At 71.3% G+C, this 22602-nt stretch carries 20 protein-coding genes; 18 read left to right on the top strand and 2 right to left on the bottom strand.

Annotation, left to right across the window (positions count from 1 at the left end):
• The first annotated feature begins 63 nt into the window (after nt 1-63).
• The 3 genes from mqnC (at nt 64) to A2U95_RS08720 (ending at nt 2610) form a co-directional block, all read left to right on the top strand.
• The gene (gene mqnC / locus A2U95_RS08730; RefSeq protein ID WP_166021606.1) at nt 64-1266 is read left to right on the top strand and encodes a cyclic dehypoxanthinyl futalosine synthase; all 1203 of its coding nucleotides are present in this window, start codon (nt 64-66) and stop codon (nt 1264-1266) included.
• An 11-nt stretch (nt 1267-1277) separates the two neighbouring features.
• On the top strand, nt 1278-1829 hold the full coding sequence (locus A2U95_RS08725) for an imidazolonepropionase-like domain-containing protein (RefSeq protein WP_166021605.1): 552 nt from the start codon (nt 1278-1280) through the stop codon (nt 1827-1829).
• Nucleotides 1830-1914: 85 nt separating this feature from the next.
• A complete protein-coding gene (locus tag A2U95_RS08720; protein ID WP_166021604.1) occupies nt 1915-2610 on the top strand; it encodes a demethylmenaquinone methyltransferase in 696 nt (231 codons plus the stop codon).
• 81 nt (nt 2611-2691) lie between these two features.
• Here A2U95_RS08720 and A2U95_RS08715 read toward each other — a convergent pair whose 3' ends face one another.
• Complete coding sequence (locus tag A2U95_RS08715; protein ID WP_166021603.1) at nt 2692-3204, bottom strand: GNAT family N-acetyltransferase; 513 nt, start codon at nt 3202-3204, stop codon at nt 2692-2694.
• A gap of 156 nt (nt 3205-3360) precedes the next feature.
• Between A2U95_RS08715 and A2U95_RS08710 the strand changes: the two genes are divergently transcribed.
• On the top strand, nt 3361-4656 hold the full coding sequence (locus A2U95_RS08710; protein WP_166024963.1) for a geranylgeranyl reductase family protein: 1296 nt from the start codon (nt 3361-3363) through the stop codon (nt 4654-4656).
• Nucleotides 4657-4806: 150 nt separating this feature from the next.
• On the opposite strand, the gene A2U95_RS08705 is transcribed toward A2U95_RS08710, so the two are convergent.
• Nucleotides 4807-5622 (bottom strand): C40 family peptidase, encoded by an 816-nt coding sequence (locus tag A2U95_RS08705; protein WP_166021602.1) that lies wholly within the window; start codon nt 5620-5622, stop codon nt 4807-4809.
• Nucleotides 5623-6370: 748 nt separating this feature from the next.
• Here A2U95_RS08705 and A2U95_RS08700 point away from each other — a divergent pair.
• The 14 genes from A2U95_RS08700 to nuoN are packed head-to-tail and all read left to right on the top strand — an operon-like array spanning nt 6371 to nt 22587.
• Nucleotides 6371-6730 carry an NADH-quinone oxidoreductase subunit A gene (locus A2U95_RS08700; protein ID WP_151771834.1) on the top strand — a complete coding sequence of 120 codons (360 nt, stop codon included), beginning with the start codon at nt 6371-6373 and terminating at the stop codon, nt 6728-6730.
• A 33-nt stretch (nt 6731-6763) separates the two neighbouring features.
• On the top strand, nt 6764-7318 hold the full coding sequence (locus A2U95_RS08695) for a NuoB/complex I 20 kDa subunit family protein (protein WP_166021601.1): 555 nt from the start codon (nt 6764-6766) through the stop codon (nt 7316-7318).
• Nucleotides 7315-8049: an NADH-quinone oxidoreductase subunit C gene (locus A2U95_RS08690; protein WP_166021600.1), complete on the top strand. Its 735-nt coding sequence runs from the start codon at nt 7315-7317 to the stop codon at nt 8047-8049. The genes A2U95_RS08695 and A2U95_RS08690 overlap by 4 nt, the downstream gene beginning before the upstream one ends.
• The gene (locus tag A2U95_RS08685) at nt 8046-9368 is read left to right on the top strand and encodes an NADH-quinone oxidoreductase subunit D (RefSeq protein ID WP_166021599.1); all 1323 of its coding nucleotides are present in this window, start codon (nt 8046-8048) and stop codon (nt 9366-9368) included. The genes A2U95_RS08690 and A2U95_RS08685 overlap by 4 nt, the downstream gene beginning before the upstream one ends.
• Before the next feature lie 56 nt (nt 9369-9424).
• The gene (gene nuoE / locus A2U95_RS08680) at nt 9425-10303 is read left to right on the top strand and encodes an NADH-quinone oxidoreductase subunit NuoE (protein WP_166024961.1); all 879 of its coding nucleotides are present in this window, start codon (nt 9425-9427) and stop codon (nt 10301-10303) included.
• Nucleotides 10303-11655, top strand: coding sequence for an NADH-quinone oxidoreductase subunit NuoF (nuoF, locus tag A2U95_RS08675; RefSeq protein WP_166021598.1), 1353 nt, complete (start codon nt 10303-10305; stop codon nt 11653-11655). Before nuoE ends, nuoF begins: the two co-directional genes overlap by 1 nt.
• Complete coding sequence (locus A2U95_RS08670) at nt 11652-14171, top strand: NADH-quinone oxidoreductase subunit G (RefSeq protein WP_166021597.1); 2520 nt, start codon at nt 11652-11654, stop codon at nt 14169-14171. The genes nuoF and A2U95_RS08670 overlap by 4 nt, the downstream gene beginning before the upstream one ends.
• 38 nt (nt 14172-14209) lie before the next feature.
• Nucleotides 14210-15556 (top strand): NADH-quinone oxidoreductase subunit NuoH, encoded by a 1347-nt coding sequence (gene nuoH, locus A2U95_RS08665; RefSeq protein WP_420857019.1) that lies wholly within the window; start codon nt 14210-14212, stop codon nt 15554-15556.
• Nucleotides 15549-16196: an NADH-quinone oxidoreductase subunit NuoI gene (nuoI, locus tag A2U95_RS08660; protein WP_166021596.1), complete on the top strand. Its 648-nt coding sequence runs from the start codon at nt 15549-15551 to the stop codon at nt 16194-16196. The genes nuoH and nuoI overlap by 8 nt, the downstream gene beginning before the upstream one ends.
• Before the next feature lie 5 nt (nt 16197-16201).
• On the top strand, nt 16202-17071 hold the full coding sequence (locus tag A2U95_RS08655; RefSeq protein ID WP_166024956.1) for an NADH-quinone oxidoreductase subunit J: 870 nt from the start codon (nt 16202-16204) through the stop codon (nt 17069-17071).
• Nucleotides 17068-17367 (top strand): NADH-quinone oxidoreductase subunit NuoK, encoded by a 300-nt coding sequence (gene nuoK / locus A2U95_RS08650; RefSeq protein ID WP_166021595.1) that lies wholly within the window; start codon nt 17068-17070, stop codon nt 17365-17367. The genes A2U95_RS08655 and nuoK overlap by 4 nt, the downstream gene beginning before the upstream one ends.
• 12 nt (nt 17368-17379) lie before the next feature.
• Nucleotides 17380-19317: an NADH-quinone oxidoreductase subunit L gene (nuoL, locus tag A2U95_RS08645; RefSeq protein WP_166021594.1), complete on the top strand. Its 1938-nt coding sequence runs from the start codon at nt 17380-17382 to the stop codon at nt 19315-19317.
• A gap of 1 nt (nt 19318) precedes the next feature.
• Nucleotides 19319-20929, top strand: a complete 1611-nt coding sequence (locus A2U95_RS08640; RefSeq protein ID WP_166021593.1) for an NADH-quinone oxidoreductase subunit M — start codon at nt 19319-19321, stop codon at nt 20927-20929.
• Entirely contained in the window at nt 20926-22587 is a 1662-nt protein-coding gene (nuoN, locus tag A2U95_RS08635; RefSeq protein WP_166021592.1) for an NADH-quinone oxidoreductase subunit NuoN, read from the top strand. The genes A2U95_RS08640 and nuoN overlap by 4 nt, the downstream gene beginning before the upstream one ends.
• Nucleotides 22588-22602: the final 15 nt, after the last annotated feature.

The raw sequence follows: 22602 nt of genomic DNA, 5'->3' as shown, positions 1-22602 counted from the left end.
CGTCGGAACGGCTGGCGTAGGCTGATGCGGTCCGTCCAAACCCTTGACGAAAGGGACGCATCGGTGACCGAGAAGGCCGAACTTCAGTCTGTGCTCGACCGTGCCGCCGATGGTGGGCGGATCACCCCCGAGGAGGCGGTCGCCCTCCTCCGCGACGCCCCGCTGCACGCCCTCGGCCAGGCCGCCGACGCCGTCCGCCGCCGCAGGTTCGCCGGCACGGAGCACATCGCGACGTACATCATCGAACGCAACATCAACTACACCAACGTGTGCGTCACGGCGTGCAAGTTCTGCGCCTTCTACGCGGCCCCCAAGGACACCAAGAAGGGGTGGACCCGGGACCTCGACGACATCCTGCGCCGCTGCGCCGAGACGGTCGAGCTGGGCGGCACCCAGATCATGTTCCAGGGCGGGCACCACCCGGACTACGGCGTCGAGTACTACGAGTCGCACTTCAAGGCCATCAAGGACGCCTTCCCGCAGCTGGTCATCCACAGCCTGGGCGCCTCCGAGGTCGAGCACATGGCCCGGATCTCCGGCGTCTCCGTCGAGGAGGCCATCACCCGGATCCACCGGGCGGGCCTGGACTCCTTCGCCGGGGCCGGCGCCGAGCTGCTGCCCGCGCGGCCGCGCAAGGCGATCGCCCCGCTGAAGGAGAGTGGCGAGCGCTGGCTGGAGATCATGGAGACCGCGCACCGGCTGGGCGTCGAGTCGACGACGACCATGCTGATGGGCACCGGCGAGACCAACGCCGAGCGGATCGAGCACCTGCGGATGATCCGCGACGTGCAGGACCGCACCGGCGGCTTCCGCGCCTTCATCCCCTACACGTACCAGCCGGAGAACAACCACCTGAAGGGCCGCACCCAGGCCACGCTCTTCGAGTACCTGCGGATGATCGCCGTCGCCCGGCTCTTCCTGGACAACGTCACCCACATCCAGGGTTCCTGGCTGACCACCGGCAAGGAGGCCGGCCAGCTCTCGCTGCACTACGGCGCGGACGACCTGGGCTCGATCATGCTGGAGGAGAACGTGGTCTCCTCGGCCGGCGCCCGCCACCGCTCCAACCGGCAGGAGATCATCGACCTGATCCGCGCCGCGGACCGCGTCCCCGCGCAGCGCGCGACCACCTACGAGCACCTCGTGGTGCACGACGACCCGGCGAACGACCCGGGCGACGGCGACCGCGTCACCTCGCACATCTCCTCCACGGCGATCGAGCGCGGTATCGCCCACCCGGAGCTGCAGATCGTCGACGCGGGCTGAGGTCCGGAGCGTTGCTCACGATCCACCGCCCCGCGCTCGGGGTCGGCCTCGTCGCGGACGGGGACGTCCGCCCCGGCCACGCGGTGGCCGTCCTCGGGGACCGGATCGCCGCGGTCGGCCCGGCGGAGGACCTGCTCGCCGAGTACGGCGCGCGGGTCCGGGACTGGGACGGCGTCCTGACCCCCGGCCGGTACGAGCCGGACGCCGTCGCCCTCCTGGAGTCCGCCTACTGGCCCGACCCCCGCGAGGCCGACGAGCTCGGCACCGGCCCGCTGACCGGCGACGCGCTGGCCGCGCTGCCCATGACGGACACCCGGTGGGGCCACAGCGCCCGCCGCGGCGTCCAGCGCCTGCTGGGCCGCGGCACCACGGTCCTGGCCGGTCCGTTCACGCGCCCCGCGGTCGCCGCGGCCGTCACCCGCTCCGGCCTCCACGTGGCGCTCTCCCCGCCCCCGCCCCAGGCCCTGCGCCCCTCCGGGACGGCCGACTTCACCGTCCGCGCCCCCGACGGCGGCTGTCTGGCCACGGCCCTGGCCGGCCGCCTGGTCTTCCGGCGCCGCTGAGCCCTCGCGCCCCCGCGCCGCCCGGCCGGGGCCGAGCGCCGGGGCATCGGCGCCGGGCCGGGGGGCGGCTGCAACAATGGGCCGCGTGACCCGCGCATCCTTGGACAAGCAGCCGCACGAAGTCGCCTCGATGTTCGACGGGGTGGCGAAACGCTACGACCTGACCAACGACGTGCTGTCCCTGGGGCAGGCCCGGCTCTGGCGCAAGGCGGTCGCCAGGGCGGTCGACGCCCGTCCGGGGCAGAAGGTGCTGGACCTGGCGGCCGGCACGGCCACCTCCTCGCAGCCCTTCGCGGAGGCCGGCGCCTACGTGGTGCCGTGCGACTTCTCCCTGGGCATGCTGCGGGTCGGCAAGGACCGCCACCCGTGGATGCCGTTCACGGCGGGCGACGCCACCCGGCTGCCGTTCAAGGACGACACCTTCGACGCCGTCACGATCTCCTTCGGGCTGCGCAACGTGCAGGACACCGACGCCGCGCTCGCCGAGATGCACCGGGTGACCAGGCCGGGCGGGCGCGTGGTGATCAGCGAGTTCAGCAGGCCGGTGTGGGCGCCGTTCCGCACGGTCTACATGGAGTACCTGATGAAGGCGCTGCCGCCGGTGGCGCGGGCGGTCTCCTCCAACCCGGACGCCTACGTCTACCTGGCCGAGTCGATCCAGGAGTGGCCCGACCAGCCGTCCCTCGCCGCCCTGCTGGGCAAGGCCGGCTGGAACGAGGTGGCCTGGCGCAACCTCACGGGCGGCGTCGTGGCGCTGCACCGCGGGTTCAAGCGGGTCTGACCGGCCGCCTCCGGCCGGCCGCCGCGCCGGGGCCCGGGCGATCCGCCGGGCCCCACCGGTCCGCCTCCCCGCCGCGAGGCGTCAGACGAGGGAGAGCCGGTACATGTGCCCCTCCCGGCCCAGGTCCGGGATGACGAACCGCTCGGCGAACTCCATGCCCAGCCGCCGGGCGACCGCCACGGACCGCTCGTTCCCGGCGTCGACCACCGCCACCACCGACTCGACGCCGGCCTCCCGGAGCCGCTCCAGCGTCTGCAGGGCCGCGGCGGTCACGTAGCCCCGCCCCCAGTACGCGCGGCCCAGCCGCCAGCCGATCTCGATCTCGCCGACCGCCGGACCCCAGTCCTGGGGCCACGGCTGGGCGCCCACGAAACCCATCACCTCGTCGTCCTCGTCGAGCACCGACCAGAAGCAGAAGCCGTACTCGGCCGCGTTCCGGCGCTGGCGGGCCGTGCTCAGCTGGTAGGCGGAGAGTTCGAGGGAGGCGCCGCCGAAGAACTCCATCACCTCCGGGTCGTCGAAGAGGTCGTGCCAGGCCCAGGCGTCCTCCTCGGTCGGGACACGGAGTCTCACCACGGGAAGCGGTCGGTTCACGAGGACGTCCTTCGGCCGGAGATCGGTGGTCGCTGCATAGACTGCCCGTGTCCTGCCCGTCGGCACCCTCGTTCCCGGGGAGATTCCGCTGTGACCGAGCCGCTCTCCGACAGCCCTGACAGCCCCGGCAGTTCCGGCAGCCCCGGCAGTTCCGGCATCCCCGGCCCCGCCGGGGCACCGGACCCCGCCGGGAGCGCCGACGTGATCGTGGTCGGAGCCGGTCCGTCCGGCTCGGCCGCCGCCTGCCACCTGGCCCGTGCCGGGCTCGACGTCCTGCTGCTGGAGAAGACCGCCTTCCCCCGCGAGAAGGTCTGCGGCGACGGTCTCACCCCCCGCGCCGTCAAGGAACTGGTGGCGATGGGGGTCGACACCTCTCCGGAGGCCGGCTGGCTGCCCAACAAGGGGCTGCGCGTGGTCGCCGGCGGGATGCGGCTGGAGCTGGACTGGCCGCAGCTGGCCGCCTTCCCCGACCACGGACTGGTCCGGCGGCGCGACGACTTCGACGAACGGCTGGCGCGGCAGGCGGAGAGGTCCGGCGCCCGCCTCCTCCAGCGCTGCACCGTCACCGGACCGCTCCTGGACGACCGCACCGGACGCATCACCGGCGTGCGCGCCAGGACCGGGGAGGAGAAGCGCCCGGTGACCTTCCGCGCCCCACTGGTGGTGGCGGCCGACGGCAACTCCAGCCGCCTCTCCCTGGCGATGGGCCTGCGGCGGCGCGAGGACCGGCCGATGGGGGTCGCCGTGCGCACCTACTTCACCAGCCCGCGCCACGACGACGACTACCTGGAGTCGTGGCTGGAGGTGCGGGACCGGCCGGAGCCCGGCGGCCGCCTGCTCCCCGGCTACGCCTGGATCTTCGGCATGGGGGACGGCACCTGCAACGTGGGCCTGGGCGTCCTGGACGCCTCGCTGCCGTACCGGGACCCGGACTGGCGCGGGGTGCTGCGCGCCTGGTGCGCCTCGCTGCCCGAGGAGTGGGGGTTCTCCCCCGAGAACATGACCGGCCCGGTGCGCGGCGCGGCGCTGCCCATGGGGTTCAACCGGCAGCCGCACTACGCGGACGGCCTGCTGCTGGTCGGCGACGCGGCGGGCGCCGTCAACCCGTTCAACGGCGAGGGCATCGCCTATGCGATGGAATCGGGCCGCACCGCCGCCGAGGTGGTGGCGCAGGCCCTGGCCCGGCGCACCGCGGAGGGCCGTGAGGCGGCGCTGCGGCGCTATCCGCGCGTCCTCAAGGACACCCACGGCGGCTACTACACGCTGGGCCGCGCCTTCGTGAAGCTGATCGGCCGCCCCCGGGTGATGAAGCTCGCCGCCGAACGGGGGCTCACCCACCCGCAGTTGATGAAGATCGTCTTCAAGCTCGTGAACAACCTCACCGACCCGACCGGCGGCGACGCCGTGGACCGCGTCCTCAACGGCCTGACCAGACTGGCTCCGAGGGCGTGACGGGGTCGTGACGGACTCCCGCGCCGGGCGGCCGGGACGAGCGCGGTCCGGTCCGCCGCTCCCCGGCAGGCCGCACCGCTCCCGCACGGCGAAGGGCCGCAGCCCCCGAGGCTGCGGCCCTTCATCGTGCGGTGTGCGGGTGGGCGGACGTCAGAGGACGCGGACCGCGCCGGACGGCGGGTCGTAGTCCAGGGACGCCTGGACGACGCCGGTGCCGGAGTTCTGCGCGCCGACGAACTGGCCGCCGCCCACGTAGACGGCCACGTGGTACGCGCTGCCCGCGCCGCCCCAGTACAGGATGTCGCCCGGCAGCAGGTTGCTCAGCGAGACCGGGGTGCCGGCCACGGACTGGTCCTGGGAGACGCGCGGCAGGGAGACGCCGGCCTGCTTGTAGGCGGCCTGCACCAAACCGGAGCAGTCCCAGGCGTTGGGTCCGGTGGCGCCGAGGACGTAGGCGTCGCCGACCTGGGCCTTGGCGAAGGCGACCACCGCGGCGGCGGACCCGCTGACGGCCGTCGTCGAGGCGGGGGTGGCGGCGGAGCCGCTCGCGGAGGCGGTGGAGAGGGTCTCCCGGGCGGAGTCGCGGGAGGCACGCTCGGCGGCCTCGCGCGCGGCCTTCTCCTCGGCCTTCCGCTTGGCCTCGGCCTCGGCCTTGGCCTTCTTCAGGTTGCGCTCGGCCAGATCGGCGGCGCGCTCGGTGGCGGCGTCGCGCTCCGCCCGGAGCTCGTAGGTGGCGGCGGCCGACGCGGTGGCCTCCGCGGAGATGGCGGCCTCGGTCGCCAGGTCTGCCGTGAGCGTGGGGAGTTCCAGCGTCTGCGTCACGGGCTCGGCCGCAGTCGCCGTACCCGAGGCGCCGGCCACGGCCAGGGTGCTGAGAACGCCACCGGTGACCCCGGCGCGCATCACGATCTTCGATGCGCTGCGGCGGGGCTTCCGGTGGCTGCGTATGTGAGCGGTCTGGGACATGGCAACCAGACCTACCAGGGGATCGTCCCTCCCTTCAACAATCGTGCCGTCCGCCACATTTGGTGTCCGTCGCCCCTGAAGTCTCCCAAGGCAAAGGGATATTGCTCCCAAAAAGGTTAAAGCGGTCAGCCACCCGCGAGGCCGTGAGCATGGACTTCCGTCGTTACGCCCCATTTGCCCCCGCTTACCATCCGTGCACCGGTTCGCCAACTCGAAGGGGTTCCGGCGGCGGTCCGATGTGGCGCAGGTCACGGAGAGGTCACTGTTGTGATCTTCCTGTGTCGCTCGTGAACGCGCGCACACGCCGAGGGCCGGCTTCCGGTCGCCGGAACGGGACCCGGTTCGCCACCGGCGATCGAAGCGGGCGCTTATATCAATGATCGACTGCTGCGGCGAATTTGCTTGCACGGGAAGACTCTTGATATAGAGACGCGCCTCCTGGCCTGGGCCTACCTGTCAACTTGTCGCTTTGTGTGACCGGTTGCGCACGTGCAGCATCAAGATCCAAGCCGTTCGGACCCGTTGATCGCCGCTCGGGTGGCAGAGATCACAAAGACCGTCTCGTACCGCGTGTCGCAGATCACAGACGACCAGGCATAAGATGCGGAGCTACCGGGCTTGTGACCTGCTTCACATGTTCTCGATCTTCACGAGCGCCGAGTGGGCACAGGGAGAACACCGAGAGGCAGGAGGCGGATCCGGTGTGCAATCGCCAGCAGTCAGTGCCGACTGAGAGGAGCGAGGAGCGGTGAACGCGTATGCGCCCATCCTCGTACTGGGAGCCCTCGGGGCAGGCTTTGCGATCTTCTCCGTGGTCATGGCCACGCTTGTCGGTCCAAAGCGGTACAACCGGGCGAAGCTCGAGGCGTACGAGTGCGGTATCGAGCCGACCCCTCAACCGGCCGGCGGTGGGCGATTCCCCATCAAGTACTACCTGACGGCGATGCTCTTCATCATCTTCGACATCGAGATCGTCTTCCTCTACCCGTGGGCGGTCACCTTCGACGCCCTGGGGATCTTCGGGCTCGTCGAGATGCTGCTCTTCGTGCTCACCGTCTTCGTCGCGTACGCCTACGTGTGGCGACGCGGCGGCCTGGACTGGGACTGAGAGGCCTGAGGGGCCTGAGGGGCTGAGAGAGACATGGGACTCGAGGAAAAGCTGCCGAGCGGATTCCTGCTGACCACCGTCGAGCAGGCCGCGGGCTGGGTGCGCAAGTCATCCATGTTCCCCGCCACGTTCGGCCTGGCGTGCTGCGCCATCGAGATGATGACGACGGGCGCCGGCCGGTACGACCTGGCGAGGTTCGGCATGGAGGTCTTCCGCGGATCACCGCGCCAGGCCGACCTGATGATCGTGGCCGGCCGGGTCAGCCAGAAGATGGCGCCCGTGCTGCGCCAGGTCTACGACCAGATGCCCAATCCCAAGTGGGTGATCTCCATGGGCGTCTGCGCCTCGTCGGGCGGGATGTTCAACAACTACGCGATCGTGCAGGGCGTCGACCACATCGTGCCGGTCGACATCTACCTCCCCGGCTGCCCGCCGCGGCCGGAGATGCTGATGGACGCGATTCTCAAGCTCCACGAGAAGGTCCGCACCTCCAAGATCGGCGTCAACGCCGAGGCGGCGGCCCGGGAGGCGGAGGAGGCGGCGCTGAAGGCCCTGCCGACCATCGAGATGAAGGGCCTCCTGCGATGAGCGACGTCAACGAGCCCAATCCGGAGAAGGAGCTCTCCGCCTCCAACCTCCCCGGACAGCGGGGGGACCACGGCGAGGAGATCCGCGTCCAGCGCGGCATGTTCGGCGCGAACAACGGCGGCGACACCTCCGGCTACGGCGGTCTGGTCCGCCCGGTCCGGCTTCCCGGCCCGTCCTCCCGGCCGTACGGCGGGTGGTTCGACGAGGTCGCGGACGAACTGGAGGGCGCCCTGGAGGAGCAGGGGCTGCTCCCCGGGAACGTCATCGAGCGGACCGTCGTCGACCGGGGCGAACTGACCTTCCACATCGAGCGCGAGCACCTGCTCCGCGTCGCCCGCACCCTGCGCGACGACCCGGCCCTGCGCTTCGAGCTGTGCACCGGCGTCAGCGGCGTCCACTACCCGGGCGACAAGGGCCGTGAGCTGCACGCCGTCTACCACCTGCGGTCGATCACCCACAACCGGCTGATCCGGCTGGAGGTCGGCGCGCCCGACGGCGACCCGCGGGTCCCCTCGCTGGTGTCGGTGTACCCGACCAACGACTGGCACGAGCGCGAGACGTACGACTTCTTCGGCATCGTCTTCGACGGCCACCCGGCACTCACGCGGATCATGATGCCGGACGACTGGCAGGGCCATCCGCAGCGCAAGGACTATCCCCTCGGCGGCATCCCCGTCGAGTACAAGGGCGCCCAGATCCCGGCTCCGGACCAGCGGAGGTCGTACTCATGAGCACGCAGTCGGCAACAGCCCGCGACACCACCGAGGGCAAGGTCTACACGGTCACCGGGGGCGACTGGGGCGAGGTCGTCGAGGCGGCCGCCAAGGCCGACGACGAGCGCATCGTCGTCAACATGGGTCCCCAGCACCCGTCCACCCACGGAGTGCTCCGCCTGATCCTGGAGATCGAGGGCGAGACCGTCACCGAGGCCCGCTGCGGCATCGGCTACCTGCACACCGGCATCGAGAAGAACCTCGAGTACCGCACGTGGACGCAGGGCACCACCTTCGTGACCCGCATGGACTACCTGACCTCCTTCTTCAACGAGACGGCGTACTGCCTCGCGGTGGAGAAGCTCCTCGGGATCGAGGACCAGGTACCCGACCGGGCGACGATCATCCGCGTCCTGCTGATGGAGCTCAACCGGCTCTCCTCCCACCTGGTGTGCATCGCCACCGGCGGCATGGAGCTGGGCTCCACCACGATCATGATCTACGGCTTCCGCGACCGCGAGATCATCCTGGACCTCTACGAGCTGATCACCGGCCTGCGCATGAACCACGCGTTCATCCGCCCCGGCGGGCTCGCCCAGGACCTCCCGCCCGGCGCCGTCGACCAGATCCGCGAGGCGGTCAAGAAGCTGCGGAAGAACCTCCCGGAGTACGACAAGCTCGCCACCGGGAACCCCATCTTCAAGGCCCGCATGGAGAACATCGGCCACCTGGACCTGGCCGGGTGCATGGCGCTCGGCGCCACCGGCCCGATCCTGCGGTCCACCGGCCTCCCGCACGACCTGCGCAAGACGCAGCCGTACTGCGGTTACGAGACCTACGACTTCGACGTCCCGACCGCCGACACCTGCGACTCCTACGGCCGGTTCCTGATCCGGCTGGAGGAGATGCGCCAGTCGCTGCACATCGTCGAGCAGTGCCTGGACCGGCTGAGGCCGGGCCCGGTGATGGTCGCGGACAAGAAGATCGCCTGGCCGGCCCAGCTCGCGCTCGGTCCGGACGGGCTCGGGAACTCCCTCGACCACATCCGGAAGATCATGGGCACCTCCATGGAGGCCCTGATCCACCACTTCAAGCTGGTCACCGAGGGCTTCCGGGTCCCGCCCGGCCAGGCGTACACGGCGGTCGAGTCGCCCAAGGGCGAACTGGGCGTGCACGTCGTCTCCGACGGCGGCACCCGCCCCTACCGGGTCCACTTCCGCGACCCGTCCTTCACCAACCTGCAGGCCATGGCGGCGATGTGCGAGGGCGGCCAGGTCGCCGACGTCATCGTCGCCGTCGCGTCCATCGACCCCGTGATGGGAGGCGTCGACCGGTGACCAGCACACCTGCCCAGGGCACACCCTCCCAGGGCACCCACGGCATCGGGCTCGGCATGCCCGAACTGCCCGCCCCGGACTACCCGGAGGACGTGCGGATCCGGCTGGAGGCCGACGCGCGCGAGATCATCGCCCGCTACCCGGACTCCCGGTCCGCGCTGCTGCCGATGCTGCACCTGGTGCAGTCGGAGGAGGGGCACGTCACCCGCACCGGCATGAGGTTCTGCGCCGAGATGCTGGACCTCACCACCGCGGAGGTCACCGCCGTCGCCACCTTCTACACGATGTACCGGCGCCGGCCGAGCGGCGACTACCAGGTGGGCGTCTGCACCAACACGCTCTGCGCGGTGATGGGCGGCGACGCCATCTTCGAGGACCTCCAGCAGCACCTCGGCGTCGGCAACAACGGCACCACCCCGGACGGCAAGGTCACGCTGGAGCACATCGAGTGCAACGCGGCCTGCGACTTCGCCCCCGTGGTGATGGTCAACTGGGAGTTCTTCGACAACATGACGCCGGCCTCCGCGCGGCGACTGGTCGACGACCTGATCGAAGGACGCCCTGTCACGCCGACCCGCGGCGCCCCGCTGTGCACCTTCAAGGAGACGGCGCGCATCCTGGCCGGCTTCCCCGACGAGCGCCCCGGCGCCGTCGAGGCGGGCGGCAGCGCCGGGCCCGCCTCGCTGGCCGGGCTCCGCCTCGCCAAGGGACAGCCGCTCGGCCCCCGCGTCGTCCACCCGCGCGACGCCGCGGGCCAGGGCGGGGAGCCGTCGCACGGCGCTTCCTTCGGCGACGGTCCGCGCACCGGCCCCTCGCCCGCGTCCCACTCCAGCTCGCACGACGCGCCGAGCACCACCTCGGCGTCCGACCCGGCCCACCCGGCAGGTCCCGTGGCCGGCTCCGCCGGCTCTGCCGAAGAAGAGGAGGGGGAGTGATGAGCGTGGCGACCGGCGAACTCAACGAGACGAGCCCGGACAAGCTGCTCGCTCCCGTGCTGTCGGCGTTCTGGGACGAGGACCGTTCCTGGACCCTGGACGTCTACCGGCGGCACGAGGGCTACGAAGGCCTGCGCAAGGCCCTGACGATGACCCCCGACGAGGTCATCGCCTACGTCAAGGAATCCGGCCTGCGAGGCCGGGGCGGCGCGGGCTTCCCCACCGGGATGAAGTGGCAGTTCATCCCCCAGGGCGACGGCAAGCCGCACTACCTCGTCGTCAACGCCGACGAGTCGGAGCCCGGCACCTGCAAGGACATCCCCCTCCTCTACGCCAACCCGCACTCCCTCATCGAGGGAATGATCATCGCCTGCTACGCCATCCGCTCCTCGCACGCCTTCATCTACCTGCGCGGCGAGGTCGTCCCCGTGCTGCGGCGGCTGCACTCCGCCGTGCGCGAGGCCTACGCGGCCGGCTACCTCGGCAAGGACGCCCTCGGCAGCGGCCTGGACCTCGACATCACCGTGCACGCGGGCGCGGGCGCGTACATCTGCGGCGAGGAGACCGCGCTGCTCGACTCCCTGGAGGGACGCCGCGGCCAGCCGAGGCTGCGCCCGCCCTTCCCCGCGGTCGCCGGCCTCTACGCCTGCCCCACCGTGGTGAACAACGTGGAGTCCATCGCTTCGGTCCCCGCGATCATGCACCACGGCAAGGACTGGTTCCGCTCCATGGGCAGCGAGAAGTCCCCGGGCTTCACGCTGTACTCGCTCAGCGGCCACGTCACCAACCCCGGCCAGTACGAGGCCCCGCTCGGCATCACGCTGCGCCAGCTGCTCGACATGAGCGGCGGCATGCGGCCCGGCCACCGCCTGAAGTTCTGGACCCCCGGCGGCTCGTCCACCCCGATGTTCACCGACGAGCACCTCGACGTCCCGCTGGACTACGAGGGGGTCGGCGCGGCCGGCTCCATGCTCGGCACCAAGGCCCTGCAGTGCTTCGACGAGACCACCTGCGTGGTCCGCGCGGTCACCCGCTGGACCGAGTTCTACGCGCACGAGTCCTGCGGCAAGTGCACCCCCTGCCGCGAGGGCACCTACTGGCTGGTCCAGCTGCTGCGCGACATCGAGGCCGGCAAGGGCGTCCTGACCGACCTCGACAAGCTCAACGACATCGCCGACAACATCAACGGCAAGTCGTTCTGCGCCCTCGGCGACGGCGCCGCCTCGCCGATCTTCTCCTCCTTGAAGTACTTCCGCGACGAGTACGAGGAGCACATCAGGGGTCGCGGCTGCCCCTTCGACCCGGCGAAGTCCACCCTCTGGGCGGACAAGCACCTGGAGGTGAACGCATGACCGCGCCGACCAGTGCTCCCTCCGGCGGCGGACCGGGAGCCGGGGCCGTGCCCCCGGAGGACCTCGTCACGCTGACCATCGACGGCGCGGAGATCAGCGTGCCCAAGGGCACCCTGGTCATCCGGGCCGCCGAGCAGCTCGGCATCGAGATCCCCCGGTTCTGCGACCACCCCCTCCTGGACCCGGCCGGCGCCTGCCGCCAGTGCATCGTCGAGGTGGAGGGCCAGCGCAAGCCGATGGCCTCCTGCACCATCACCTGCACCGACGGCATGGTGGTGAAGACGCAGCTGACCTCCCAGGTCGCCGACAAGGCGCAGAAGGGGGTGATGGAGCTGCTGCTCATCAACCACCCCCTGGACTGCCCGGTCTGCGACAAGGGCGGCGAGTGCCCGCTGCAGAACCAGGCGATGTCGCACGGCAACGCCGAGTCCCGCTTCGAGGGCCACAAGCGCACCTACGAGAAGCCGGTCCCCATCTCCACCCAGGTGCTGCTGGACCGCGAGCGCTGCGTGCTCTGCGCCCGCTGCACCCGCTTCTCCAACCAGGTCGCGGGCGACCCGATGATCGAACTGGTGGAGCGCGGCGCGCTCCAGCAGGTCGGCACCGGCGTGGGCGACCCGTTCGAGTCGTACTTCTCCGGCAACACCATCCAGATCTGCCCGGTCGGCGCGCTCACCTCGGCCGCCTACCGGTTCCGGGCCCGTCCGTTCGACCTGATCTCCAGCCCTTCGGTCTGCGAGCACTGCGCCGGCGGCTGCGCCACCCGCACCGACCACCGGCGCGGCAAGGTGATGCGCCGGCTGGCCGCCGAGGACCCGCAGGTCAACGAGGAGTGGATCTGCGACAAGGGCCGCTTCGCCTTCCGCTACGCCCAGCAGCGCGACCGTCTGGCCGCGCCGCTGGTGCGCAACGCCGAGGGCGTGCTGGAGCCGGCCTCCTGGCCCGAGGCGCTGGAGGCGGCGGCCCGCGGGCTGAACGCCGCGCGCGGCCGGGCCGGCGTGCTCACCGGCGGGCGGCTCACCGTCGAGGACGCCTACGCGTACTCCAAGTTCGCCCGGATCGCGCTGGACACCAACGACGTCGACTTCCGGGCGCGGGTGCACAGCGACGAGGAGGCCGTCTTCCTCGCCTCCCGGGTCGCCGGACGCGGAATCGGCCTGGACGGTACGGGCCTGACGTACACGGCGCTGGAGCAGGCGCCCGCCGTGCTGCTGGCCGGGTTCGAGGCGGAGGAGGAGGCGCCCGGCGTCTTCCTGCGGCTCCGCAAGGCCTGGCGCAAGCACGGGCAGAAGGTCTTCGCGCTGGCCAGCCACGCCACCCGGGGCCTCACCAAGGCGGGCGGCACGCTGCTGCCGGCCGCCCCCGGCACCGAGACCGCCTGGCTGGAGGCGCTCGCCGACGGCACCGGCCTGGAGGGCGACGCCCCCCGGGTGGCCGAGGCGATGCGCGCCGAGGGCGCGGTGATCCTGGTCGGCGAACGCCTCGCCGCCGTCCCCGGCGCGCTCACCGCCGCGGTGCGGGTGGCCACCGCCACCGGCGCCCGCCTGGCGTGGATCCCGCGCCGGGCCGGTGAACGCGGCGCGATCGAGGCGGGCGCGCTGCCCGGGCTGCTGCCCGGCGGACGCCCCGCCCACGATCCGCAGGCCCGCCGCGAGGTGGCCGCCGCCTGGGGGACCTCCGCCCTGCCCGAGCGTCCGGGCCGCGACACCGCCCGCATCCTCGACGCGGCGGCCGAGGGCGAACTGGCGGCGCTGGTGGTCGCCGGCGTCGAGGTCGCCGACCTGCCGGACCCGGCCCTCGCCCGCCGGGCGCTCGCCGAGGTGGGCTTCCTGGTCTCGCTCGAACTACGGCCGAGCGAGGTCACCGACCACGCCGACGTGGTGCTGCCGGTGGCCGCGGTCGCCGAGAAGGCCGGCGCCTTCGTCAACTGGGAGGGCCGGGTCCGCCCGTTCGAGGCGTCCCTGAAGCCCGACCAGACGACCACCCGCCACCACCCGGCGGACAGCCGGGTGCTGCACATGCTGGCCGACGCCATGGACCGCCACCTGGGCCTGCCCGACCTGCGCACCACGCGTGCGGAGATCGACCGGCTCGGCGTCTGGGAGGGGCAGCGCCCCGAGGGCCCGGCCGCCGTGCCCGGGGAGCTGCCCCGCCCCGCCGCGGGCGAGGCGGTGCTCGCCGGGCACCGGCTCCTGCTCGACCAGGGCGTCCTCCAGCAGGGCGACGACGCCCTGGCCGGCACCCGGCACGCGGCCACCGTGCGGCTCTCCGCCGCCACCGCCGCCGAGGCCGGCGTCAAGGACGGCGACCTGGTCGCCGTCACGGGTCCCGCCGGGAGCGTCGCGCTGCCGCTGACGGTGACCGCGATGCCGGACCGGGTGGTCTGGATGCCGCTCAACTCCACCGGGGGCGGCGTCGCCTCCGACACCGGTGCGCTGCCCGGCGCCCTGGTCCGCGTCGGCCCGGCGGCCCCCGCCGCCGAGGCCCCCGGTACCGCAGAGGAGGCCGGAGCGTGAACGTGAACCCGACGGCGCTCGCCGCGGAGGACCTCTCGATGTTCGGCCAGGACCCCTGGTGGCTGGTCGTCGTCAAGGCCGTCTTCTGCTTCGCGTTCCTGATGGTGACCGTGCTGTTCGCCATCGTCTGGGAGCGCAAGGTCGTCGCCTGGATGCAGCTGCGCGTCGGCCCCAACCGCCACGGCCCCTGGGGACTGCTGCAGTCGCTGGCCGACGGCGTGAAGCTGATGCTCAAGGAGGACGTGATCGTCCGCCGGGCCGACAAGGCGGTGTACGTCCTGGCGCCGATCGTCGCCGCGATCCCCGCCTTCATGGCGATCGCGGTGATCCCGTTCGGCCCGCCGGGCAACGAGGTCTCCATCTTCGGCCAGCGCACCACCATGCAGCTGACCGACCTCCCGATCGCGATGCTCTACATCCTGGCGGTCGCCTCGGTCGGCATCTACGGCATCGTGCTGGCCGGCTGGAGCTCCGGCTCGACCTACCCGCTCCTCGGCGGCCTGCGCTCCTGCGCGCAGATGATCTCCTACGAGATCGCCATGGGCGCCGCCTTCGCCTCGGTGTTCCTCTACTCCGGGTCGATGTCGACGTCCGAGATCGTCGCGCAGCAGGAGAGCCGCTGGTTCGTCGTACTGCTGCCGGTGTCCTTCATCCTCTACATCGTGACCATGGTCGGCGAGACCAACCGGGCGCCGTTCGACATGCCGGAGTCCGAGGGCGACCTGGTCGGCGGCTTCAACACCGAGTACTCGTCCATCAAGTTCGCGATGTTCATGCTCGCCGAGTACGTGAACATGGTGACGGTCTCCGCGGTCGCCACCACGCTCTTCCTGGGCGGCTGGCGGGCCCCGTACCCGGTCAGCACCTTCTGGGAGGGCGCGAACCACGGCTGGTGGCCGATGCTCTGGTTCGTCCTCAAGGTGCAGCTGCTGCTCTTCCTCTTCATCTGGCTGCGCGGCTCGCTGCCCCGCGTCCGCTACGACCAGCTGATGAAGCTGGGCTGGAAGGTCCTCATCCCGGTCTCGGTGATCTGGCTGATGGTCGTGGCCACCATGCGGGCGCTGCGCAACGAGGGCTACGGGTTCGCCGACATCGCCCTCTACGTGGGCGGCGCGATCCTCGCCGTGCTGCTGGCCTCGCTGGTCGTCGACACGCTCCGCGACCGCCGCGGGCCGAAGGACGACTCCGCCCCCGCGGATCCGGCCGCCTTCGACCCGATGGCCGGCGGCTTCCCGGTGCCGCCGCTGCCGGGGCAGCAGTTGCCGCCGGTGCCGCGGCGCCGCCCGCGCACCGAGCGGGAGCTGGTCACCAGCGGCGGTGCGGACCCTCTCAGTGACGGACCTCGTGACGGATCTCTGGATGGAAAGGAGGCGTCCGATGGCTGAGGAACAGAACAACCCCGCTGACACCAAGCCGGGGTTCATGAATCCGGTGGCCGGCTTCGGCGTGACCTTCAAGGCCATGTTCAAGAAGCGGCTGACCGAGCAGTACCCGGAGCAGAAGAAGACCACGGCTCCGCGGTTCCACGGACGGCACCAGCTCAACCGCCATCCGGACGGCCTGGAGAAGTGCGTCGGCTGCGAGCTGTGCGCCTGGGCCTGTCCCGCCGACGCGATCTACGTGGAGGGCGCGGACAACACCGACGAGGAGCGCTACTCGCCCGGCGAGCGGTACGGCCGCGTGTACCAGATCAACTACGCGCGCTGCATCCTCTGCGGCCTGTGCATCGAGGCGTGCCCGACCCGGGCGCTGACCATGACCAACGACTTCGAACTCGCCGACCTGTCCCGGCAGAACCTGATCTACACCAAGGAACAGCTGCTGGCCGGGCTGGAGGAGGGCATGGTCGACACGCCCCACGCCATCTTCCCGGGCACCGACGAGCAGGACTACTACCGGGGCCTGGTCACCGAGGCCGCTCCCGGCACGGTCCGGCAGGTCGCGGTGTCCAAGGGCGAGAAGCCCGAGGAGGCCACGCAGGACGCGGACGGTCAGCCGACCGCCCAGCAGGAGGTGGGGGCATGACCGCCATGACCGGAACGAGCGTGCTCGCCGCGTACACCACCTCGACCGGCGAGGCCGTGCAGTTCTGGATCCTCGGCACGATCGCGGTGATCGGCGCCCTGTGCACGGTCTTCATGAGGAAGGCGGTGCACAGCGCCCTCTGCCTGGCCGGCACGATGATCGTCCTCGCCGTGTTCTACCTGGCCAACGGCGCCTACTTCCTGGGCATCGTGCAGATCGTCGTCTACACCGGCGCGATCATGATGCTGTTCCTGTTCGTGGTCATGCTGGTCGGCGTCACGGCGGCGGACTCGCTGAAGGAGACCATCCGGGGCCAGCGCTGGCTCGCCCTGCTCTGCGGCCTCGGCTTCGGGGCCCTGCTGGCCGGCGGGATCGGCAACGCCACGCTCACCGAGTTCGAGGGCCTGGCCGCCGCCAACTCCGCCGGGAACATCCAGGGCCTGGCGGCCCTGCTGTTCGGCAAGTACGTCTTCGCCTTCGAGATCACCGGCGCGCTGCTGATCACGGCGTCGGTCGGCGCGATGGTGCTCACCCACCGGGAGCGCACCGAGCGGGCCAAGACCCAGAAGGAACTGGCCGAGGAGCGCGTCCGCAAGGGCGAGTACGTCCCGCCGCTGCCCGCCCCCGGCGTCTACGCCCGGCACAACGCGGTGGACATCGCGGGCCTGCTGCCCGACGGCACCCCGTCCGAGCTCTCGGTCAGCGCCACGCTGCGCGAGCGCGGCCAGATCCGTGACGTGTCCACCGAGGCCATCGCGGACCTGCGGGCGCTGGAGCAGCGGTCCGCCGAGCGGCTGGAGCGCAACCCCCTGGAGCCGCGGCCCCGCCCCGGCGGGTCGACGGAGCTGAAGCGGGCGGAGGAGGCCCAGCAGTGAACCCGGTCAACTACCTCTATCTCGCCGCTCTGCTGTTCACCATCGGAGCCACCGGTGTGCTGATCAGGCGGAACGCCATCGTGGTGTTCATGTGCATCGAGCTGATGCTCAATGCCTGCAACCTCTCGCTGATCGCCTTCTCCCGCATGCACGGCAACCTCGACGGCCAGATCATCGCCTTCTTCACGATGGTCGTCGCCGCCGCGGAGGTCGTGGTCGGGCTCGCGATCATCGTGTCGCTGTTCCGCACCCGCCACTCGGCCTCGGTCGACGACGCCGCACTGATGAAGCTGTAAGGGGTCGCTGACGTGGAGAACCTGATCGCGCCGCTGATCGCGGCGCCTCTGCTCGGAGCGGCCGTCCTGCTGTGCGGCGGCCGGAGACTGGACAAGGCGGGCCACTGGATCGGCACCGCGCTGGCCGTCGCCTCCTTCGTCCTCGGCGCCGTCCTCTTCGCCGGCCTGCTGGGCCGGGGCGCCGAGGACCGCACCCTGGTCCAGCACCTGTTCAGCTGGATCCCGGTGGAGGGCTTCCAGGCGGACGTGGCGTTCCGGCTGGACCAGCTGTCCATGACCTTCGTCCTGCTGATCACCGGTGTGGGCTCGCTGATCCACGTGTACTCGATCGGGTACATGGAGCACGACGAGCGCCGCCGCCGGTTCTTCGGCTACCTCAACCTGTTCCTCGCGGCGATGCTGATCCTGGTCCTCGCCGACAACTACCTGCTGCTGTACCTCGGCTGGGAGGGCGTGGGCCTCGCCTCCTACCTGCTGATCGGCTTCTGGCAGCACAAGCCCAGCGCGGCGACCGCGGCCAAGAAGGCCTTCCTGGTGAACCGGGTCGGCGACATGGGCCTGTCGATCGCGATCATGCTGATGTTCACCACCTTCGGGACGTTCGCGTTCACGCCGGTGCTGGGGTCGGTGGGCGAGACGGGCGAGGGCACGCTGACCGCGATCGCGCTGATGCTGCTGCTGGCCGCCTGCGGCAAGTCCGCCCAGGTGCCGCTGCAGTCCTGGCTGGGCGACGCGATGGAGGGCCCGACCCCGGTCTCGGCCCTCATCCATGCGGCGACCATGGTGACCGCGGGCGTCTACCTGATCGTCCGTTCCGGCGCGATCTTCAACGCGGCGCCGGACGCGCAGCTGGTGGTCACCGTCGTCGGCGCGGTCACGCTGATCTTCGGTGCGATCGTCGGTTGCGCGAAGGACGACATCAAGAAGGCGCTGGCCGGCTCGACGATGTCGCAGATCGGCTACATGGTGCTGGCCGCGGGCCTCGGCCCGATCGGCTACGCGGTGGCCATCATGCACCTGGTGACGCACGGCTTCTTCAAGGCCGGGCTCTTCCTCGGCGCGGGTTCCGTGATGCACGGCATGAACGACGAGGTCGACATGCGCAGGTACGGCGGCCTGCGGAAGTACATGCCGGTCACCTTCGTGACGTTCGGCCTCGGCTACCTGGCGATCATCGGCTTCCCGGGCCTGTCCGGGTTCTTCTCCAAGGACCTGATCATCGAGTCCGCCTTCGCCAAGGGCGGCGTCCAGGGCTGGATCCTCGGCACGGTGACCCTGGTGGGCGCCGGGATCACCGCGTTCTACATGACGCGCGTGATGCTGATGACCTTCTTCGGCGAGGAGCGCTGGCGGAACCTCCCGGCGGCCTCCCCGGACGCTCCCGATGTGGAGCCCGCCGCGGACCACGGCGGCGTGCCGCACCCGCACGAGTCGCCCAAGGTGATGACCGTGCCGATGATCGTGCTGGCCTTCGGCTCCGTCTTCGCCGGCGCCTTCTTCGGCATCGGAGAACGGTTCGTGCACTGGCTGGAGCCGGTGACCGCCTACGAGCACGGCCACCCGCCGGTCAGCGCGCTGACCGTCACCGCCGCCACCGTCACCGTGATGGTGATCGGCGTCGGCCTGGCCTGGCTGCAGTACGGCCGCCGTCCGGTCCCGGTGGTCGCCCCGCGCGGCTCGCTGCTCACCCGGGCGGCCCGCCGCGACCTGCTCCAGGACGACTTCAACCACGTGGTCCTGGTCCGCGGCGGCGAGCACCTCACCCGCTCCCTGGTCTACGTCGACCACACCCTGGTCGACGGGGTGGTCAACGGCACCGCGGCCGGGGTGGGCGGGCTCTCCTCCCGGATGCGCCGGCTGCAGAACGGCTTCGCGCGGTCCTACGCGGTCTCGATGTTCGGCGGTACGGCGCTCCTGGTCGCCGCGACCCTGCTGATGAGGGCGGTCTGACATGAGCTTTCCCCTGCTGACGGCGACGGCGGTGCTGCCCGCCCTCGGGGCGGTCGCCACCGCCGCCGTCCCCGCCGCGCGGCGCACGGCCGCCAAGTGGCTGGCGCTGCTGGTCTCGCTGGCCACGCTGGTGCTGGCCGCCGTGGTGGCCGTCCGCTTCGAGCCGGGCGGCGCCCGGTACCAGCTGACCGAGACCTACGAGTGGATCCCGGCCTTCGGGGTCCGCTGGGAACTCGGCGTGGACGGCATCGGGGTGGCGCTGCTGCTGCTGACCGCGCTGCTGATCCCGTTCATCGTGCTGGCCGGCTGGCACGACGCCGACCCTTCCCCAAGCTCTCCACCGCGTTCGAGCGGGGGACACCCCAAGGAGAACGCGAACAATCGGTGGCGGCCCACCCAGGGCTTCTTCGCGCTGATCCTGATGGTCGAGGCGATGGTGATCCTCTCCTTCGAGGCCACCGACGTCTTCCTCTTCTACATCTTCTTCGAAGCCATGCTGATCCCGATGTACTTCCTCATCGGCGGCTTCGGGGACCGCGCCCACCAGGGCGGCGAGGAGGCGGCCGCCACCCAGCGGTCGTACGCGGCGGTCAAGTTCCTCCTCTACAACCTGGCCGGCGGCCTGATCATGCTGGCCGCGGTGATCGGGCTGTACGTGGCGGCGGGCAGCTTCTCGCTGCCGGACATCGTGGCCGCCCGCGCGAGCGGCGAGCTGGAGATGGGGACGAACACCGAACGGCTGCTCTTCCTCGGCTTCTTCCTCGCCTTCGCGGTGAAGGCCCCGCTGTGGCCGCTGCACACCTGGCTGCCCAACGCCATGGGCGAGGCGACCGCCCCGGTCGCGGTGCTGATCACCGCCGTGGTCGACAAGGTCGGCACCTTCGCGATGCTCCGCTTCTGCCTCGGGCTCTTCCCGGAGGCCAGCAAGTGGGCCACCCCGGTGGTGCTGGTGCTGGCACTGGTCAGCATCGTCTACGGCGCGCTGCTGGCGGTCGGACAGCGGGACATCAAGCGGCTGGTGGCGTACGCCTCGATCTCCCACTTCGGCTTCATCATCCTCGGCATCTTCGTGATGACCAGCCAGGGCCAGTCCGGTGCCACGCTGTACATGGTCAACCACGGGATCTCGACGGCGGCGCTGATGCTGGTGGCCGGCTTCCTGATCTCCCGCCGCGGCTCGCGCCTGATCGCCGACTACGGCGGGGTGCAGAAGGTGGCCCCGGTGCTGGCCGGAACCTTCCTGGTCGGCGGCCTGGCCACCCTGTCGCTGCCCGGACTCGCCCCGTTCGTCAGCGAGTTCCTGGTGCTGGTGGGCGCCTTCGCCCGCTACCCGGTGGTCGGCGTCGTCGCCACCTTCGGCATCGTGCTGGCCGCGCTCTACACGCTGGTGCTCTACCAGCGCACCATGACCGGCCCCGTCAAGCCGGAACTGGCGAAGCTGCCCGACCTGCGGGTGCGTGAACTGGCGGTCGTGGCGCCGCTGATCGCCCTGCTGATCTTCCTGGGCGTCTACCCGAAGCCCCTCACGGACCTCGTCAACCCGGCGGTCCGGCACACCATGTCCGACGTGCAGGAGCACGACCCCGAGCCCGAGGTGGAGGCGGCCAAGTGAGCGCATCAGCGGTCCACGGCCTGTGGACGGACCTGGCCGCACCCGCGGCCGAGCCGATCGCCAGGATCCAGGCCCCGACGATCGAGTACGCGCAGCTCTCGCCCGTGCTGATCGTGATCGGCGCCGCCGTGCTGGGCATCCTGGTGGAGGCCTTCGTGCCGCGCCGGGCACGCCACTACACGCAGCTCTTCGTCGCCGGCGTCGCGCTCGCCGCGGGCTTCGCCGCCGTGGTGGCGCTGTCGGTGAGCGGCTACGCCACCACCGAGGCGGGCATCGCCGCGGAGGGCGCGCTCGCGGTGGACGGACCCGCGCTGTTCCTCCAGGGCGTGATCCTGCTGGTCGGCCTGGTGGCCCTGTTCACCTTCGCCGAACGCCGCCTGGACCCGGCCGCGCACGGCAACCGGGTGGACTCCTTCGCCGCCCAAGCGGCCTCGGTGCCCGGCAGCGACGGCGAGAAGGCGGCCGTCAAGGCGGGCTTCACCACCACCGAGGTCTTCCCCCTGCTGATGTTCGCGGTCGGCGGCATGATGGTCTTCCCGGCCGCCAACGACCTGCTGACCCTGTTCATCGCGCTGGAGGTCTTCTCCCTCCCGCTGTACCTGCTCTGCGCGCTGGCCCGCCGCAGGCGGCTGCTGTCGCAGGAGGCCGCGGTCAAGTACTTCCTGCTGGGCGCCTTCGCCTCGGCGTTCACCCTCTTCGGCATCGCGCTGCTCTACGGCTACGCCGGGTCGGTCTCCTACGCCCGGATCGCGCAGGTCGTCGAGGGCACGGTGAAGGAGGTCAGCCCGGCGCTCGCCGGCACCATGGGCAACGACGTGCTGCTGCTCCTCGGCGCGGCGCTGGTGACGATGGGCCTGCTCTTCAAGGTGGGCGCGGTGCCGTTCCACATGTGGACGCCGGACGTCTACCAGGGCGCGCCGACCCCGGTGACCGGGTTCATGGCGTCGGCGACCAAGGTGGCGGCCTTCGGCGCGCTGCTGCGGCTGCTGTACGTGGTGCTGCCGGGGCTGCGCTGGGACTGGCGGCCGGTGATGTGGGCGGTGGCCGCGGTCACCATGGTGATCGGTGCGATCGTCGCCATCACCCAGACCGACATCAAGCGGCTGCTGGCCTACTCCTCGATCGCGCACGCCGGGTTCATCCTGGCCGGCGTGATCGCGGCGAAGCCGGAGGGGATCTCCTCGGTCCTCTTCTACCTGGCCGCCTACTCCTTCGTCACGGTGGGCGCGTTCGCCGTGGTGACGCTGGTGCGCGACGCGGGGGGCGAGGCCACCCACCTGTCCAAGTGGGCGGGTCTCGGGCGGCGTTCGCCGCTGGTGGCGGCGGTGTTCGCGGTCTTCCTGCTGGCCTTCGCGGGCATCCCGCTGACGTCCGGGTTCGCGGGCAAGTTCGCCGTCTTCAAGGCGGCGGCGGAGGGCGGCGCGGCTCCGCTGGTGGTGGTCGGCGTGCTGTCCTCGGCGGTCGCGGCGTTCTTCTACATCCGGGTGATCGTCCTGATGTTCTTCAGCGAGCCCACGCCGGAGGGGCCCACGGTGGCGGTGCCGTCGCCGCTGACGACCACCGCGATCGCGGTCGGCGCCGCGGTGACGGTGGTGCTGGGCGTGGCGCCGCAGTACTTCCTGGACCTGGCGACCTCGGCGGGGACGTTCGTCCGCTGACGGTCCCGGTCACGC

This window comes from Streptomyces chilikensis, assembly GCF_001642695.1.
In the GTDB taxonomy this organism is placed as follows: Bacteria; Actinomycetota; Actinomycetes; order Streptomycetales; family Streptomycetaceae; genus Streptomyces; species Streptomyces chilikensis.
This window is presented reverse-complemented; position numbering and strand designations above follow the sequence as displayed.

Bases quoted from the DNA above. Each gene is read 5' to 3' on its own strand.
- nuoF (WP_166021598.1), top strand. From the start codon at position 10,303: ATGAGCGTGGCGACCGGCGAACTCAACGAGACGAGCCCGGACAAGCTG.
- A2U95_RS08670 (WP_166021597.1), top strand. From the start codon at position 11,652: ATGACCGCGCCGACCAGTGCTCCCTCCGGCGGCGGACCGGGAGCCGGG.
- nuoI (WP_166021596.1), top strand. From the start codon at position 15,549: ATGGCTGAGGAACAGAACAACCCCGCTGACACCAAGCCGGGGTTCATG.
- A2U95_RS08640 (WP_166021593.1), top strand. From the start codon at position 19,319: ATGAGCTTTCCCCTGCTGACGGCGACGGCGGTGCTGCCCGCCCTCGGG.
- A2U95_RS08690 (WP_166021600.1), top strand. From the start codon at position 7,315: ATGAGCGACGTCAACGAGCCCAATCCGGAGAAGGAGCTCTCCGCCTCC.
- nuoH (WP_420857019.1), top strand. From the start codon at position 14,210: ATGTTCGGCCAGGACCCCTGGTGGCTGGTCGTCGTCAAGGCCGTCTTC.
- A2U95_RS08685 (WP_166021599.1), top strand. From the start codon at position 8,046: ATGAGCACGCAGTCGGCAACAGCCCGCGACACCACCGAGGGCAAGGTC.
- A2U95_RS08655 (WP_166024956.1), top strand. From the start codon at position 16,202: ATGACCGGAACGAGCGTGCTCGCCGCGTACACCACCTCGACCGGCGAG.
- nuoE (WP_166024961.1), top strand. From the start codon at position 9,425: ATGCCCGAACTGCCCGCCCCGGACTACCCGGAGGACGTGCGGATCCGG.
- A2U95_RS08705 (WP_166021602.1), bottom strand. From the start codon at position 5,622: ATGTCCCAGACCGCTCACATACGCAGCCACCGGAAGCCCCGCCGCAGC.
- A2U95_RS08695 (WP_166021601.1), top strand. From the start codon at position 6,764: ATGGGACTCGAGGAAAAGCTGCCGAGCGGATTCCTGCTGACCACCGTC.